Below are 16165 nucleotides of genomic sequence, written 5' to 3' on the forward strand. Positions count from 1 at the left end.
CAACAAATTGACGGGACCGTCCAGCCGCCTAGCGATCGGCGGTGTCATCCTGCAGCGCGCGGCGCCAGGCAACGAAGTCGGGATAAAGGAACGGCTGGACGAGCATGAGCCCGGCCTCGTCCGGCTCCGACCAACGGACGCAGGCGCGCCGCCAGCCGAGCACGGGAAGTCGCACTTCGCAGCGCGTGTCGATTCCCAATCGGTGTGGGACCGCGATCTTCATGCCGCTCTGGCTGATGTTGGAGATGCGCGTCGGCGTCTCGATGCCGTTGATGCGGAGCATCGCCGGCAACTCGGTCTCGAGCCGCGGCGGCCGTCCGCGATCGAACAGCACGTCGGGCGCGCAGCGCTTCAGCATCTCCATGATCGCCACCGGCGCGTCGAACTGGACGCCGACGAACGGCTCGCGCGCCCACACGGCGGTGCCGTCGAGCCGAAACCCGGTCTTGAGCTCGATCACGACGCGCGCGCCGGGCGCGATCGCCATGTAGAGTTCGGCCTTCAGGCCACCCGGAGAAACGTTGCGCAAGATGCACAATTCGTCCCTGTCGCCCGAGATGATGCGGGCAACCTGGAATACGGTCGTGTGGCGCGTGGCCTGGCGCCGCTCCGATAATTCAGCCGCCGCAGCGTCGGCATCGATCAATCGCTGCAGACCATCCGTCATGCTCAGTCCCCTGCGATCGCGCCAGATCGCGTACTTTGAGGATTACTTGTCATAGATTAATTAGCGAAGGGTTATCGGCGGGCGACGGCAGCGCCGCCGGCGCGCTCCGCCGTGGCGGCTGCCCGCGCATCTCGGCACCGGCGTCCGGCGCAAAGCGCAGGTTCCAGACGCTCGCGAGCAGCGAGATCGCGGTCACGGCGAGGAACGCCACGGTGAAATCGGCGGGGCGCGGGTGCGCATGATGGCTCAGCTGCATCGCCAGGTTCAGCGACGACGCACCGATGCAGATGCCGAGGCTGAGCATCAGTTGCTGGAACGTCGCATAGAAGCTCGTCGCATCGCTCATCCGTTCCTTGCCGATGCCGTCATAGGCGATCGTATTATAGGCGGTGAATTGAAACGACATGAAGAAACCCGCCACCACCAGCACCGCGAAGATCATCGGCATGGGCCATGACGGTCGGAAGAAGCCGCACAGCGCATAAGCGAGCGTCGCCACCAACCCGCACACGACAAGGCTGCGGCGGAAGCCGAAGCGGCGCAGGATCGGCAGGGCCAGCGCCTTCATCACCAGCGAGCCGATCGCGCCGGCGATGGTAATGGTGCCACTGGTCGCAGCGCTGAGGCCGAAGCCGAGCTGGAACATCAAGGGCAGCAGGAATGGCTGTGCACCTTGGGTGATCCGGGTGAGCGAACCCGCAATCACCGACAGCCGGAAGGCGGGCACCTGCATCAGCGTGAGGTCGAGAATCGCGTTAGCCCGGCCGCGTGCATAACGAAGGTAGCCGAGCCCCGCCGCCACCCCGATCGCGATCAGCGTGACGGCGAGCCTGCCCTGCCCGTGCCGACTTCCCAGTTCGAAGCCGAACAGCAGGCAGCCGAGCGCCACGCTCGACAGCAGGAAGCCCGGCAGGTCGGGCGGTGTCGCGCGCACCTCGCGCACGTCGTCGATGAAGGCGAGCACCAGCACGAAGCCGAGCAGGCCGATCGGCACGTTGATGTAGAAGATCCAGCGCCAGTCGAGATAGGTGACGATGAAGCCGCCGAGCGGCGGCCCTACGATCGGCCCGAGCAGGGCGGGCATGATGAGCCAGGCGGTGGCCGACAGCATGTCCGCCTTGTCGACGGAGCGGAGCAGCACGAGCCGTCCGATCGGGATCATCATCGCGCCGCCCAGCCCCTGGATGAAGCGTGCCGCGACGATGAACCACAAGGTCGGCGCCTGCCCGCACAGCATCGATCCGGCGACGAACGTGCCGATGGCGGCGAGGAACACGGTGCGCGATCCGAAACGATCGGCGAGGCGGCCGCTGACGGGGATGAAGATCGCCAGCGCCAGCAAGTAGATCGTCAGCGCGATGCTCATCGACGGCGCGGTCACGCCGAACTCGCGCGCCATCGTCGGTAACGCCGTGGTGAGCACCGTCGCGTCGGTCTGCTCCATGAACAGCGCGCAGGCGATGATCAGTGCGACCGTACGGTAATTGCGCGCGGTCCCGCGCCTCTCGATCGTGTCGTCGTGGATGCAGCTCACGTCCGATGCCGCGGGAACGATGCCGTCGCGCACCTCCGAGTTGATCGCGGCGAGCCCGCGCCGCCGCAGCCTCAGCATTGCCGATTTGCCTCGATCAGCCGCAATGTCGCCGGATCGGCGATGCCGAACCAGCGCCCGAGCGCGGCCGGGATCGCCGGATCATCGACTGCAGCCGCGAAAAGGGTAAGCGAGGAGCGCAATTTCTGTGCGTCGACCGGCCCGAAGCCCCGCTCGGCGTCGGGATCCGGCAATGCAGCGAGCGCCGCGACGCATTCGCGATAGCGCGCGCCAAGCAGCGGATGCGCGACGTAGCCGCGTGCCTCGTCGAGCGATCCGATCGAATAACGCTGCGCCATGGCGCTGTGGCCGAGGCCGGCAAGCTGGGGGAACACGAACCACATCCAATGCGACCGCTTTGCGCCCGCTCGGATTTCGCCGATCGCGGCGGTGTAGCTGTCCGCCTGCGCCGCGACGAAGCGGTCGAGGTCGAAGGGATCGTTCATCGCGGCCTCCGCTAACCGCTTGCGCAGAAAAGGAAAGGCCCTCGCTCCGGGGGCGGGAGCGAGGGCCGACCTGGCGTACGAAACGCAGGTAGGGTGATGGGCTCTGTCGTCGGGTAACAGGGGGGAAGCCCGACGACGGCGCCACGACCGCAAGAAGGCGTATAGGGCAGCGATTCTGTCTCTTACCTGAACGCGAACTTTAATTGCGTGGATCAATGGCCCCGATTCTGCGGGCGCGGATCGCGCCACTGGAACATCCGATCGCTGACCGGCTGGTTGAACTTCTGGTTCGTCAGCACGACGGTCGATTGATTGCCCTGCGCATCGAGCACCGTCCAGCCGGCCATCACCAGGCCGCCCGGCGCCGCCGGGGCAATGGTGAAGCCGATCGTGATCGTGCCGAACTCGGGATGCTTCGGGTCGCGTCCTTCGACCAGCAGCCGGTCCGGCCGGCCGCTCGGGATGATGTGGGCGTAACGCGAAATATCGCGCGAGGGGTTGATGAGCAGCGCCAGCGGCGAATCGCCCACCGGCCAGCGCGAGACCTGCGCGACCTTATAGTCGATCATGGTCAGCGCATGGCCGTCGCCCACGATCAGCAGCGGCACGCCCGGCTGATACTGGAAACGGATCCGGCCAGGCTGCTTGAGCGTGAGCGTGCCGGTCAGCGTCTTGCCCATCTGATCGGTCTGCGAGAAATCGGCGGTCATCGTCCCGACGCTGCGCAGATGCGCCTGAACCTGGGCGAGATCGGCGGCGGCGGCCGGTGCCGCGACGAAGGCCGCAACCGCGGCCAGGCGAACGAACATCATTGTCTCCCTGGGATCCGCGCAGGAACGCGCGGCCCGATCGCCGGCGCATGATGCGGCCGCATTGAACGGATGGTGAACCCGCCGCGGGCGCCGGCGTCGCGCGGCCCGTATCGCCGGATCGTCAATATGCGTTGCGGTGGACGATCACGCGCAGCGTGGTGATGAGGATCGAGATGTCGCGCCAGATCGTCCAGCCGTTGAGATATTCGAGATCGGCGTTGAGACGGTTGGCGAGATCGACGCGCTCCTTGGTCTCGCCGCGGAAGCCGCGCACCTGCGCGAGGCCGGTCAGCCCCGGCTTCGACGCGTGCCGATGCCAGTAACGCTGATCGACCTCCCAGAAGAGCTCGTTGCCGGCGAGGCTGCCGAGCGCGTGCGGGCGCGGGCCGACGAGGCTCATCTCGCCGCGAAGGACGTTGAACAGCTGGGGCAGCTCGTCGATGCTGCTCGCGCGGATGAAGCGCCCGATCCGCGTCACGCGATCATCGTCGCGACTGGTCGATTTGTTGCCGGCGCTGTCGGCCATGTCGGCGCGCATGCTGCGAAACTTGTACATCAGGAAGATGCGGTTGGCGCGCCCGACGCGTGGCTGGAGGAAGAAGACCGGCCCGCGACTATCGAGCTTGATCGCGATCGCCACCACGATCAGCATCGGCGCGAGGAAGACCAGGCCGGGAATGGTGAGCGCCAGGTCGAGCGTACGCTTGGCAGCGCGGCGGCTCAGGTCGAGCGGCGCATGCGCGACCGCGAGCGTGCGCTGGCCGGCGAATTGGCCGATGCCGATCGCGCCCACCTCCTCCAGCTCGTCCTCGAGGATGTGGCCGTTGACGCTCGACCCCTTCAACAGCATCGCCCAGACGTGGCGCCGCTCGGGCGGACAGGCGATGACGACCCGATCGACACCCTTCAGGTGCGAGCCGAGCCGGTTGAGCATGTGCGGATCGTGGATATTCGGCGTGAGATTGTCGGCGGTCGTGTCGAGCACGTGCACCCCCGCCGGCGGCGTGATCGCCACGCCGTCGATGATCAGCAGGTCGTAGACCAGCCGGAGCCCGGTTCGCCGCACGATATACCAGTGGCACAGGCAGCGGCCGACCGTCAGCGCGCCGAGCGACATGAGCGTCGCGATCCCCGAGGTGATGCGCGAGAGGTCAGTGCTCACCTTCATGTAGAATGCGAGGAAGAAGACCGCGCAGACCGCGAAGATGAACGCCAGCCATGCGCGGGTCAGCCCGGTGCGGACGTCGGACAGCACCTCGGCACCGAAGGCGTCGCTGTTGACCGAGATGCCGACATAGATCGGCAGGGTGACCGAGAAGAGGTTGAGCCCCGGCGTCGCCAGCAGATCGCCAAACCGGATGAGGTTGCCGAGCAGGCAGCCGACCAGGATCGCGCAGCAATCGACCACGAGGATCGTAAAGCACAGCCGCACGCGCAACGACTGCAGTTCTGAAAGCGCGACCTGGTGGCGCGCCGCGCGTGGCTTGACGATGACGTTCACGCCTTGCTCCGCGCTTTGCTGTCGTGCGGGCCACGGCGATGCAGCGGACCGCCCGTGTCGCCGTCCCCCATCGTATCCGCAGCACCGTGCATGGTCACCCGCCTTGCCACCGGGACACCATAAGGGGGCGGAAGTGTCAACTCCGTTACCATGCGCCACGCCCCCTCGCGACCAGCCCTAACCTGTTTCGTAAACAATTGCGCGGCTTGGAGTCTCCGCCCCCGCGGTCGATCTGATGCCGTCATTAACCGTCAAAAGCAGACTTTAAGGATAACTATTTGTTAATTCCTGTTGCATTGCCGCGCGAATCGCGTATTCCCCACGTGTCCAGTATCGCGTAACAGGGGAAATCGGTATGAACGCCACCACCTTCGTCAAGTCCTTTGCCGTCGCCTCGGTAGTCGCGCTCGCGAGCCCGGCTTTCTCGACGGTTATCGTTATGACGCCGACGACCACCGGCTCGACCGGCGGTTTCACGGCAACCCACACCACCGGCACCGACTTCACGGACGATTACACGTTCTCGGTTGGCGCTACCCCGGGCACGGTCGGCGCTTCGTCGATCGAGCTCGTTGTCAGCAGCGATTACCTCGCTCTGAGCACGCTGGTGCTCAACGGCACGTCGCTCGCTTTCTCGTACGACGCCACGACGAAGCTCTATTCGGCATTCGCGACCACGGCCTCGATCGCTGATCCGCAGTCGCTGTCGATCGCCGGCTCGGTGGTCAACGGTGGCGGTTCCTACGGCGGCAACGTGACCTTCACCACGGCTGCGGTGCCGGAAGTTGCGACCTGGGGCATGATGCTCGTCGGCTTCGGCGCGATGGGCGCAGCGCTCCGCTCGAACCGTCGCCGCGCAGGCGCGTTCGCCTGAAGCCAGCTTCGGCTGCTTTAGGTAAAGATTAAAGGCCGCCGGTTCGCCGGCGGCCTTTTTCTTTGCGCGTTTCGGTCCCGCTTATTCGGCGCGGTTCGAGACCTTCGCGCTTATACATCATTGCCGGGAGGCGCCCGGAGAACGGGCTACGATCCGTTCGACGATGGCAGCGCCGCTGCAGCGCTGGGACGACCGATGGTCAGCCGTGACCGGCGCGACGCGCGCGGGCCCAGCGGCGGACGATCGGGAAAATCGCCGGCCCATCGACCAGATAGCGCTGCCACAGCCGCCGCGGCTGGCTGGCCAGGCGCCATGCCCATTCCATTCCTGCACGTTGCACGAGCCGCGGCGCGCGGCGCTGGGCGCCGGTGAGGAAATCGATGCTCGCGCCGATGCAGAGCGCAGTGCCCGTCACGCGCCCGCTCGCCCGCATTTCCCACGCGAGCAGTTCCTGCTGCGGCGCGCCAACCGCGATCAGCACCGCGCGTGCGTCGGCAGCCGCGGCGGCATCGATCGCCGCCTGCCGGGCCGCGGCATTCTGACGCAGGCCCATCGGCGGCAGATGCTGGATGATCGCCAGCCCTCGAAATCGTTGTTCGAGCTTGGCCGGCATGTCGGGCGTCCCGCCGATCAGGCAAAGCCGATCGCCCGGCCTGAACACGCGCTCCAATGCCAGCCGCGTCAGATCGCTGCCCGGCACCAGCGGCAGATCCACGCCATGAAAGGCGGCGAGCCGCGCCAGGATACGGCTGTCGCAGACGCATAGATCGGCCTCGCGGTAGGCGCGGGCCACCGCATCGTCCGCCTGCTGGAAGCGGACCATGTGATCGACGTTCGGCGTCACGACATAAGCGAACGGCGCGTCCGCGCCGCGCCGCGCCAGCCACGCGAGCGTCTCCTCCAGCGACAATTGCGCGAAATCGAGATCGAGGAACTCGATACGCGGCGTCTTGGCCACGCCCGTCACGCCCGCCCCCGCGGTGCGCGCTGCGCTTTCGCCCTGCAGGTGGCGTCGCCGGCGGCTGCGCACAGCTCGGCATAAAGCGCCCAACCGTCGCTCCGGCGCGGATGCGTGCTGGCGAAATCCGCGACGTGGGCGAGCGCATCGGCCGTCTGATGCTGCGACATCAGCCAATCGACCTCCGCACGCAACGCTACGATGCTGTGCGGGAAGCTGTTGCGGGCATCGGCAAATGCGTTGGCCGCCAAGGTCTTGTCGCCGCGCGCGCCATAGATGCGGGCGATCAGCAATGCGGCCTGCTCGTTCTCGCCATCGTCGCTCGCGACGAGCTGCGCGTCGGTCAGCGCGTCATTGTAGTTCTTGTGGGCGAGCTCCATCTGCGCGCGCAGCAAAAGCCCCTCGGGATTGCTGCCATCGAAGGCGAGGATCGCGCGGATCTTGGCTTCCGCTTCCCCGGTCCGTCCCGCGGCGAGCAGGGCACGCGCATAGCATCCTTGCAGATCGACATTTGCCGAAGCGACCGGCCCGGCGGCGATCGGCGCAAGCAGCGCGGCTGCGCGGACGGGATCGCCCATGTCGATCAACGTCGCCGCAAGATTGCTCTTCACCGCCGGCGTCGTCGCCTGCCCCGCCAGCCCGGCGATTCGATCGCGCGCGGCCGCGGGCGGCAAGGTCGTTCGCCAGAAATTAGCAACGGCACTCATCGCCGATGGATTGCCGCCGAAGCGCGCCACGGTGTGCGCGATGGCAGTGTTGGCGAGATCGGTGCGTCCTCGCGACTGCCACGCGCGCGCGCTTTCCAGCAAATAGCGCGGATCGTCGGGGAAGGCCCGCGCCAACCGGATCGCCGTATCCTGAACGCCGCGCAAATCGCCGAGGCGCTGAAAGAGCAAGAGCAGCTGGCTGTTGATCTCGACACTGTCGGGATTGGTTTCGGCCCGCTTGGTCAGCAGCGCGGCGGCATTGCGCGTATGCCCGCTCGCGTCCAGGATGCGCGCCTTGATGATCCACCCGTCCTCACGGTCGGGATAGTTCGCGATCAACAGATCGGCGGCCTTGCCTGCATCGTCGTAGCGTTTCTCGTGCAGTGCCGTCATGCTGGATGCGAGCAGGCCGCCGAGGCTGGTCGGCTGGATCAGCAGAAGCGGGTCGGCATAACGCTTCGCCATCTCATACTGGTTGCCGCGGACGGACAGCACCGCCAGATTCTCGAGCGCGCCGACATTGTCGGGCTGCAGATCGAGCGCGTGCTGGAACGCCTCGGCCGCCTGCGCGGGCTGGTTGAGAATCAACAGCACCTGCCCGAGCTTGAGCCAGCGGCGCGGCTCGCTCTCGTCCTTGGCGACGGCCGACTGGATCGAGACGAGCGCGGCCGGATAGGCTTTGACCGGCATCAGCTGATCGTACAGCGCCTCATAGGCATTCGCCTTGTCCGCGGCCGGGCGGCAGGCGGCGAGCGCCAGCAGCAACGCCGCCACGACACCTGCGCGGCGTCGGCGCCCAACCTGTCCTGCGCTCGTCATGTCGTATCTGTATCCCCCCAATTGTGAACAATGCTTAACGACGTCGCGCAATACCGCCAATAAAACCTGGATCGCGGTGCCATCATGTCGGCTCTCGTCAACCAATGCTTCAGATAGTTGCGGCAATTGCGTTACTCATGCGAGGATCAGCGGCGTCCATGCCGCGGTTAACCCAGTAATAACTGGAAAAGGGCCTAAGCAAGTGCGATACCGATCCCACAACCAAGAGGCCGTTCCCCACATGAGGATGTTTGTTGTCGCCGGGCTCGCAATCGCGCTCGCATCGCAGGCGGGTGCCGCACCGCAACCGGCCAAAGGGGCGCCCGGCGCCAATGCCGATCTGCCGAGCGGCTATCGTATCAGCCCCGGCGATCAGCTCGACATCTATGTCTGGGGTGACGAGCGGCTGCAGCGTCAGTTGAGCGTATTGCCGGATGGCACCTTCGCCTTCCCGCTCGCGGGCACGATCCGCGCCGCAGGCCGTGCGCCGACGGATATCGAGGCGGAACTCTCGAAGCTGCTGGCGAGCCAGTATAAGGGCGTCGCGCCGCAGGTGACGGTTTCGGTCCGCGCGCCGACCGGCATGCAGATCTCGGTGATCGGCCGCGTCCGCAGCCCCGGCACCTTCTCGCCCAACCGCTATGTTTCGGTGATCGACGCGCTGGCGCTCGCAGGCGGCCCGACCGAATTTGCCGACGTCGGCAATATCACGATCCTGCGCCACGAAGGCGACCGCACGCGGGTGATCCGCGCCCATCTGTCCGGCCTGCTCAAGGGCAAGCCCTCGGGTGATGATCTCGGTTCCAACGGCGTGCCGCAGCTGCTGGCTGGCGACACGGTCGTGGTGCCGTGAGGAAGATCATCTATGCCGCCGCGGCGGCGGCGACCGTGGCGGCCCCGTCGGTGGCGGCACCGTGGATTCTCAGCGCCAACCTGCGGGGTGAGCTCGGCTACGGCACGAACCCATTCCTGGTGACCGGCGTCAACGATGCGGCGGGGTTCGGCTCCTTTTCGATCGCGCCCACGCTGTCGCAGAAGACCTCGCGATCGACAACGACCGTATCGGGCTCTTTCTATCGCGAGCAATATTTCAACAATTACGGCCATAGCGACACCGGCGTGGTCCAGGTCTCGCGCGAACAGCAGCTGACGTCGCGCCTGCAGGGATCGCTGCAGGGCAATTTCACCGATACCGACAATGCTTTGCTCTCGCCGGGCTACGACCCCACGCTGGTCGACGTCCTGACGACCGGCCAGCACACACGCATCTATTCGGGCGCCGCCGGGCTGACCTGGCAGGAAAGCGCGCGCGATCAGTTCGGTGCCTCGTTCAACGCCGCGCACGGTAGCTACGGCAACCAGACCGGCCTGCTCGTCGCCAGCGATTACGATCAATATGGCGGCACGCTGAGCTATTATCACACGTTCACCGCGCGCACGCAGGCGGGGTTCATCGGCACCTACAGCCGCGTAACCTCCAACATCTATCCGGACAGCTGGTCGCTCCAGCCCGCCGTCGCGCTGAAGCAGGTGTTGAGCGATATCTGGCTGTTCAACGGCGACATCGGCGTCATCCGCACGCACATCAACGGCGGCGGCAACAGCACCGGTGTCGGCTTCCACGCCAATCTGTGCGGCACCTATCCGCGGCGCACGATCTGCATCACCGCCAGCCGGCAGACTTCGGCGAGCGGCATTGGCGGGCTGCGCACCGATCTTACCGGCGAAGTGAATGTCACGCAGAAGATCGGCGACAAGCAGTCGATCACGCTTTCGGCGCTGTATGACGACAGCCGTGCGCGCGGCACCGCGCCGATCGGCAGCGGCTTCCTCAACCTGCCGCGTCAGAAGTTCGCGCAGGCCCGGCTCGATTATTCGCGCGATCTGACGCCGCGTCTTTCGGCGGGCGCGACCGCGCGTTTCCAGCATCGCGACTATAGCACGTTCGGCCGCGCCACCGCGGTCGGCGGAAGCGTCAACCTCACTTATCGCATCGGACACATCCAATGACGCCGACCACCGAAGAGGAGGAGCTGCAGCCCGGCACCGGCTTCCTGGCATCACTTCCCAACGTGTTCTGGGAGCGGCGCTGGCTGATCATCCTTCCCGCGATCCTGACCACGATCGCTGGCATCACCGCCGCCTACATGATCCATCCGATCTACGAATCGAGCGCGACCGTGCTGATCGAGCAGCAGCAGCTGCCCGATTCGGTGATCGGCCAGCGCGATCAGGGCGATACGATCGGGCCGCGCGTGGCGCGTGCGCGTGAGCGCGTGCTGAGCCGCATGGATCTGATCCGGCTGATCCGCACCTACAATCTCTATCCCACAGCGCAGAAGAACATGCCGCTGTCGCGGGTGGTCGATCTGATGCGCGCGAGCACGACGATCGCCGCGGTGGACACGTCGATCAATATCGGCACCACGCGCCAGTCGGTGCCGGGCGACACGGTCGCGATCAGCGTGGCGTTCGACTATGACGATCCGGAAAAGGCGCAGATCGTCGCGCAGCAGTTCGTCAACCGCTTGCTCGACGTCGACGCAAGCAGCCAGGCGAGCCAAGCGGCCGACGCCGTCAATTTCCTGACCGAGCAGGCGAACGGCGTCCAGACGCAGATCAACGCGGTGCAGGATCAGATCAACCGCATCAAGACCGAGAATGGCCCGGCGTTCGCATTCGCCCAGTCGACCGGTGATCCGGTGGCCGATCTGTCGCGCATCGATGCCGACATTGCCGGCATTCAGGCGGAGAATGCCCGGCTGCCGTCGATGACGTCGCGCGAGAGCGACGACACCGGCGTTGCGGCGGCGGAAGCGGCGCTGCGCGTCGCCCAGGCAAAATTCTCCGACAGCCATCCCGACGTGCTGGCGGCACGCGCCCAGCTCGATGCAGCGAAGCATGCGGCCTCGGCCGCGCCCAAGGGTGCGGATCCGATCGCCGCGCAACTGGCAGCCAATCGCGCGCGGCTCGCGGCTTTGCAAAGCGCGCGGGCGATGATCGCCTCGCATTCCTCCTCGGCCGACGCGCAGCGTTCGCGTGCGCCGATCCTGATGGAGCAGGTCAGCCAGTTGGAGAAGCAGGCCGATTCGCTGCGGTCGCGCAACGAACTGATCGGCACCCGGCTGCAGGCCGCGCAGATCCAGGCGCGCGTCGAAACCGAACAGAAGGGTGAGCGGCTGACGCTCGCCGATCCGCCGGTCGTGCCCGATCATCCGATCAAGCCCAACCGGCCCCTGCTGATCGCGGGCTCGATCATCGGTGGCCTCGGCTTTGGCGCCGCGCTGATCCTGCTGATCGAACTGGTGCTCCGCCCGATCCGCGGTACGCTCGCCTTGCGCGAGGCGCTGGGCGCGGCGCCGCTGGCGATCGTCCCCGACTTCGATCGCAAGCAGCATTGGATCGCGCGGCTGATCGAGCGGCGCACCCGGCGGAAGACGCCGGCGCGCGCTTGACCGCGCGCCGTGCCGTGACTGTATTTTTGAGGAAGCTTCGATCATGAACGCGCAGATCCCGGACGACATGGCGCTGCATGGTGCACGTGCCCTGCTGGCACCGCCGGAGCAGACGCTGCCGCACGATGTCGGCTCGTCGCAGCTCGAGGAGCAGTATCTCTTCGGCTTCCGCAATTCGGATACGCGAGCCCGGCCCTTCAAGCTGTTGCGTTCGCAGGTTCTGAAGCAGTGCCAGGATAGCGGCATGAAGGTGATCGGCGTCACTGCGCCCTCACCCAACGTCGGCAAGACGCTGGTCGCGACCAACCTCGCCGCGGCCATGTCGCGCATCGCCGATCTCGACGTGTACTTGGTCGATCTCGACTTGCATCGACCTGCCGTGGCGCAGCGTTTCTCGATGGGCGAGTCGCTCGGAATCCACGATTATCTCTCGGGCGAAGCGCCCGATCTCCAGTCGGTCGCGCGCCGCATCAACGACGAGCGGCTGGTGGTGCTTCCCGGCTTTCGGCGCAACGTGGCCACGGGGGAATTGCTCACCAGCAGCAATGGCGATGCCCTGTTCGAGGCACTGCGCGCGCTGCCGCAGAGCGCGATCGTGCTGATCGACATGCCGCCGATCTTTGCCGACGACGATGCGGTCATCATCAGCCAGCGCCTCGACGGCTATCTGATGGTGGTGGAGGACGGCCGCACGACCCGCAAGCAGGTGCGCGATACGGTCCGCCTGCTGGAGCCGACGCCGCTGATCGGCAGCGTGCTCAACCGTTACCGCAACCAGCTCTTCTCCGACGAATATGGCTATGGCTACAGCTATGGCTATGGCGGCTATTACTGAGCCGCACCACGGACAGGCCAGATAATAAAAAGGGCCCGGAGCGCTTCGCTCCGGGCCCTTTTTGATGCGACGATCGTCGCGCCATGGCCGGAACGGGGCGAGCCCCGTCCCGGCTACGACGTTACTTGGGCTCTGCCGCCGGTGCAGCCGCGGGCGGCGTCGCACCGGGCGCGCCCGGCGCCGACCCGGCCGGCGGCGGGCCGAAACCGTTCTGGTAGGAGATCTTGGCGCCACTCTTGAGCGAAGCGATCTGCTGGGTGATCAGCTCGGCGAACTTCTGCTGACGCCATGCCTGCACCGCAGCCGGCTTCGCCTGCGTCGGGTCGGTCGGCATCGGCTTGCGGTTCATGACGACGCTGACGGTGATGACACCGGGCGCGGGCACCACGAACGGCTCGCCCGCCGGCAGGCCGTTGATCGCCTTGACGAGCTGCGCGGGCGCGGCCGCGGTATCGAGCCCGGCGGGACGCCGCTCGAACTTGATGCCCATCGCCGTGAGGTGCGCGACGACCGCGTCGAGCGTGTGATCCTGATCCAGCGCGGACAGCATCTTCAGATCCTTGGGCGGCGGGAAGCGGACCTGATCGAGCGACAGCAATTCACGACCGGCAAAGGCGGTCGGATGATCCGTCATGAACTTGTTGATCTCGGCATCGGTCGGCAGCGGCACGGCAGCGAGCTGCTGCTTGGCATAGGCCTGCGCCAGCAGCATCTCGTCGGCGCGGCGCTTCTCGCTCAGATATTCCGGGCTCTTGTCGATGCCCTTGTCCTTGGCCGCGCCGATCAGCAGCTTGCGATCGATAACGCGCTGGAGCAGCACACGCTGCGCGGTCTCCTTGTTGGCGCTGTTGGGCAGGTTGGCGCCCTGCAGCTCGGTGTTGATCTCCTGGAGCGTGACCTCGTCGCCATTGACGGTCGCCGCGACCTGCCCCTGCGGCGTCTTGTGGCATCCCGCCACCAGCGCCGCCGCGGCGCACGCCATCATCAAACCGATCCGTCTCGACATCTTCAGCTCCCTTATCCCTGTCGTGTCGCGGGCGCCGCTTGAGCCATCGGGCCCGTACGAATCACCGGCGTCGTTGTCTTAGATCGCCACGCTTAATCAGTGCCGATCAACATCCGTCGGCCGGCCGGTCCGATGCGATCGAGCATCGTGCGGGCGAAACCGCCGAGCATCTCCGCCGCCTGCGCGCCATTCTCCGACACGGTCGAAATGCGCACGAGCAGACCGTCCGGCACATAGCCCCGCAGATTCTCGCGCATCACCGCCACGCGCTGCGACGTCCAACTCGTCGGCAGCATGTTGCCGATGCGCGTCCAGTACAAAACGTGCTCGGTCCGCGCGCCGCCGGTCGCGGTGAAGGTGCGCGCCGGAATCGAATGGCCGTTGCCGAGGTCGAGCGTGATCACGCGGGTCTCGCTCAGCCGGAAGCCGCTGGCCGGATAGCAGATTTCGGGACGGTGGACCTGCAGCATGCCGCCCTGGCTGCTGCCATACGCCATCAGCAGCATCATCGGCAGCAGGCTCGCCGCAGAGTAAGTGCGCATCACCTGCTGGTCGTAGAGGATCTGCGCCAGCTGATCGGGGGGCGGCAGGACCAACCCGCTCGAGGTCTCGAACTGCCACGCGCCCAATTGGAGCGGCACGATGCTGTCGAGCTGGCGCGGCCCGATCGCCATCAGGCGTCGGCGCGGCATTCCGGCCAGAGCGAGCGCGGCCGTGCCCGCCGCGAGCCCGCCCAACAACAGGTCACGCCGCCCCGGCACGAAATTCGTCGCGGGGCCGACCTCGCTGCTGCTGCCGTCGCTCATGCCGCAATCCTCCGGCTCAATCGCGCACGCACGGGCGAGAGCAATTCGTCGATCGCAAAGATGCTGAGCAGCGCCACGGCGAACATCACCATGCCGGCAAAGCCATGAAGGAAGCCCTGGGCCCACGCATCGCCGAAGAAATAGGTGATCAGGATCAGCAGCAGCACGCGCACGAAATTGGCGAGCAAGGCGACCGGCACGATCACCAGCATCAGCAGCAGCGCATAGCGCCAGTTCGCATTGTGGCGCATGTAGATGTAAAACAGGCCGATCGCCGACAGGCTGATGATCGAATTGAGCCCGGCGCAGGCCGCGGCGACCAGAATATCGTATTGATCGACCTGAATGATCACGCCTTTGCGCGCGACCGGCATGCCGAACAGATCGAAGAAGGCGACCGCGGCGCGCGAGATACCGAGCTTGAGCGGCTGCGTCAGCGTCGACACGAGGCTGTCTGGCGGCGGGAACAGGAACGCGAAGTAGATCGTGGGAAACCACAGCATCCGCATCGCCTGCGCGCCCAGATAGGCATAAGCGACCGCGACCATCGCGAAGTAGAGTGCAAACCCCTCGAGTTCGAGCGTGGTCGTGACGCGGGCGAGCGCGTAGATGGCGAGCGCCGGCACCAGCACGAGCAGCGCCAGCAGCAGGCTGCCGGGGCGGATGAGCGGCACGAATTCCTTGCGCAGGATCGCCACCAGCCAGATGCCGGTCGCCAGCACGATCGGCCCGTGCGCGCCCTGCTCAGTCGACCAGGATTGCTGCGCGACCGAAACCATCGTCGGGACGATCATCGCCAGCACGCCGACGATCAGGAACCAATGCGCCGCGAGCGGCCGGAACCCGACGGGGGCCGCCACCTGTACGCCGCTCATCGGTTTCAGATCTACATGCGACATCTGGTTATCCACTTACAGTACCGATGCCGCAGAATGGAAACGCTTCCGCGTCGATGCCACGCCGGATCCACCCCTACAGCCTCGCTCAGTCCAACAGCCCTTATCGCGCGACTGTTGCCAAAGCTGAAATGCGCATCCCGTCGATAGCGGTTTGCTCGCGTGCTGCCAATGGCTTGTGGCGCAAGGCCTCTCTTGTCGGCCGCCACCGGCGCTCCCATCTTGCGCACATAACGGAGGACGAACATGGCGCGTGAGATCGCGACGGTTGCAGGCGGATGCTTCTGGTGCGTGGAGGCGGTGTTCCAGGACATCGTCGGGGTCGAATCGGTCGAGAGCGGCTATATCGGCGGGACAGTCGTCAATCCCACCTACAAGCAGGTGTGCGGCGGCAATACCGGCCACGCCGAGGCGGTGCGGCTCACGTTCGATCCGGCGCTGCTCGCTTATGGCGACTTGCTTGATATCTTCTTTCATACGCATGATCCGACCCAGCTGAACCGTCAGGGCAACGATATCGGGACACAATATCGCTCCGCGATATTCCCGAATTCACCTGCCCAGGCGGAAGAGGCGGAGGCGGCAAAGCGGCGCAACCAAGCCGATTGGGAAAAGCCGATCGTCACGACGATCGAACCCGACTCGCATTGGTATCCCGCCGAAGATTATCATCAGGGCTATTGGGAGGGGGAAGGCCAGCGCAATCCCTATTGCCTTGCGGTGATCCCCCCCAAGCTGGCCAAGCTGCGCAAGAGCTATGCCGCACGGCTCAAGGCAGCCGCCGAGGCATAA

16 protein-coding genes are annotated in these 16165 nt (G+C 66.0%); 6 read left to right on the forward strand and 10 right to left on the reverse strand.

All coding sequences use genetic code 11. The annotated features are described in order from the left end of the window. Window positions 1-28: 28 nt before the first annotated feature. From K8P63_RS17770 to K8P63_RS17790, 5 genes are all read right to left on the reverse strand, one after another. Window positions 29-667 carry a PilZ domain-containing protein gene (locus K8P63_RS17770; RefSeq protein ID WP_223797317.1) on the reverse strand — a complete coding sequence of 213 codons (639 nt, stop codon included), beginning with the start codon at window positions 665-667 and terminating at the stop codon, window positions 29-31. Window positions 668-716: 49 nt separating this feature from the next. Then, window positions 717-2279, reverse strand: coding sequence for an MDR family MFS transporter (locus K8P63_RS17775; RefSeq protein ID WP_223797318.1), 1563 nt, complete (start codon window positions 2277-2279; stop codon window positions 717-719). Beyond that, window positions 2273-2704 carry a DUF1810 domain-containing protein gene (locus K8P63_RS17780; protein ID WP_223797319.1) on the reverse strand — a complete coding sequence of 144 codons (432 nt, stop codon included), beginning with the start codon at window positions 2702-2704 and terminating at the stop codon, window positions 2273-2275. Before K8P63_RS17780 ends, K8P63_RS17775 begins: the two co-directional genes overlap by 7 nt. Window positions 2705-2916: 212 nt before the next feature. Continuing rightward, a complete protein-coding gene (locus tag K8P63_RS17785; protein WP_223797320.1) occupies window positions 2917-3513 on the reverse strand; it encodes a LolA family protein in 597 nt (198 codons plus the stop codon). A 124-nt stretch (window positions 3514-3637) separates the two neighbouring features. Next, window positions 3638-5017 (reverse strand): sugar transferase, encoded by a 1380-nt coding sequence (locus tag K8P63_RS17790; protein WP_223797321.1) that lies wholly within the window; start codon window positions 5015-5017, stop codon window positions 3638-3640. Window positions 5018-5372: 355 nt separating this feature from the next. Here K8P63_RS17790 and K8P63_RS17795 point away from each other — a divergent pair, with 355 nt between their 5' ends. Then, the gene (locus K8P63_RS17795) at window positions 5373-5891 is read left to right on the forward strand and encodes an FxDxF family PEP-CTERM protein (protein WP_223797322.1); all 519 of its coding nucleotides are present in this window, start codon (window positions 5373-5375) and stop codon (window positions 5889-5891) included. 199 nt (window positions 5892-6090) lie between these two features. Here the strand turns inward: K8P63_RS17795 and K8P63_RS17800 are convergent, their stop codons facing one another. Together K8P63_RS17800 and K8P63_RS17805 are read right to left on the reverse strand one after the other, a co-directional pair. Continuing rightward, window positions 6091-6849, reverse strand: a complete 759-nt coding sequence (locus K8P63_RS17800; RefSeq protein WP_223797323.1) for a WecB/TagA/CpsF family glycosyltransferase — start codon at window positions 6847-6849, stop codon at window positions 6091-6093. 5 nt (window positions 6850-6854) lie between these two features. Further along, on the reverse strand, window positions 6855-8480 hold the full coding sequence (locus tag K8P63_RS17805) for a tetratricopeptide repeat protein (protein WP_223797324.1): 1626 nt from the start codon (window positions 8478-8480) through the stop codon (window positions 6855-6857). A 136-nt stretch (window positions 8481-8616) separates the two neighbouring features. On the opposite strand from K8P63_RS17805, the gene K8P63_RS17810 reads away from it, so the two are divergent. From K8P63_RS17810 to K8P63_RS17825, 4 genes are read left to right on the forward strand one after another with little or no spacing between them, the layout of a single operon-like run. Then, window positions 8617-9228, forward strand: a complete 612-nt coding sequence (locus K8P63_RS17810) for a polysaccharide biosynthesis/export family protein (RefSeq protein WP_223797325.1) — start codon at window positions 8617-8619, stop codon at window positions 9226-9228. Then, complete coding sequence (locus tag K8P63_RS17815) at window positions 9225-10385, forward strand: TonB-dependent receptor (protein ID WP_223797326.1); 1161 nt, start codon at window positions 9225-9227, stop codon at window positions 10383-10385. The genes K8P63_RS17810 and K8P63_RS17815 overlap by 4 nt, the downstream gene beginning before the upstream one ends. Next, a complete protein-coding gene (locus K8P63_RS17820) occupies window positions 10382-11830 on the forward strand; it encodes a GumC family protein (protein ID WP_223797327.1) in 1449 nt (482 codons plus the stop codon). The genes K8P63_RS17815 and K8P63_RS17820 overlap by 4 nt, the downstream gene beginning before the upstream one ends. A 43-nt stretch (window positions 11831-11873) precedes the next feature. Further along, complete coding sequence (locus K8P63_RS17825; RefSeq protein ID WP_223797328.1) at window positions 11874-12665, forward strand: CpsD/CapB family tyrosine-protein kinase; 792 nt, start codon at window positions 11874-11876, stop codon at window positions 12663-12665. 121 nt (window positions 12666-12786) lie between these two features. On the opposite strand, the gene K8P63_RS17830 is transcribed toward K8P63_RS17825, so the two are convergent. The 3 genes from K8P63_RS17830 to xrtV all read right to left on the reverse strand — a co-directional run bounded on the left by K8P63_RS17830 (window position 12787) and on the right by xrtV (window position 15376). Next, the gene (locus K8P63_RS17830) at window positions 12787-13671 is read right to left on the reverse strand and encodes an EpsD family peptidyl-prolyl cis-trans isomerase (protein WP_223797329.1); all 885 of its coding nucleotides are present in this window, start codon (window positions 13669-13671) and stop codon (window positions 12787-12789) included. A 92-nt stretch (window positions 13672-13763) separates the two neighbouring features. Next, a complete protein-coding gene (gene epsI, locus K8P63_RS17835) occupies window positions 13764-14477 on the reverse strand; it encodes an exosortase-associated protein EpsI, V-type (RefSeq protein ID WP_223797330.1) in 714 nt (237 codons plus the stop codon). Next, the gene (gene xrtV / locus K8P63_RS17840) at window positions 14474-15376 is read right to left on the reverse strand and encodes an exosortase V (RefSeq protein WP_223797331.1); all 903 of its coding nucleotides are present in this window, start codon (window positions 15374-15376) and stop codon (window positions 14474-14476) included. Before xrtV ends, epsI begins: the two co-directional genes overlap by 4 nt. Before the next feature lie 243 nt (window positions 15377-15619). Between xrtV and msrA the strand changes: the two genes are divergently transcribed. Then, entirely contained in the window at window positions 15620-16165 is a 546-nt protein-coding gene (gene msrA, locus K8P63_RS17845; protein WP_223797332.1) for a peptide-methionine (S)-S-oxide reductase MsrA, read from the forward strand.

Source organism: Sphingomonas nostoxanthinifaciens, assembly GCF_019930585.1.
In the GTDB taxonomy this organism is placed as follows: domain Bacteria; phylum Pseudomonadota; class Alphaproteobacteria; order Sphingomonadales; family Sphingomonadaceae; genus Sphingomonas_I; species Sphingomonas_I nostoxanthinifaciens.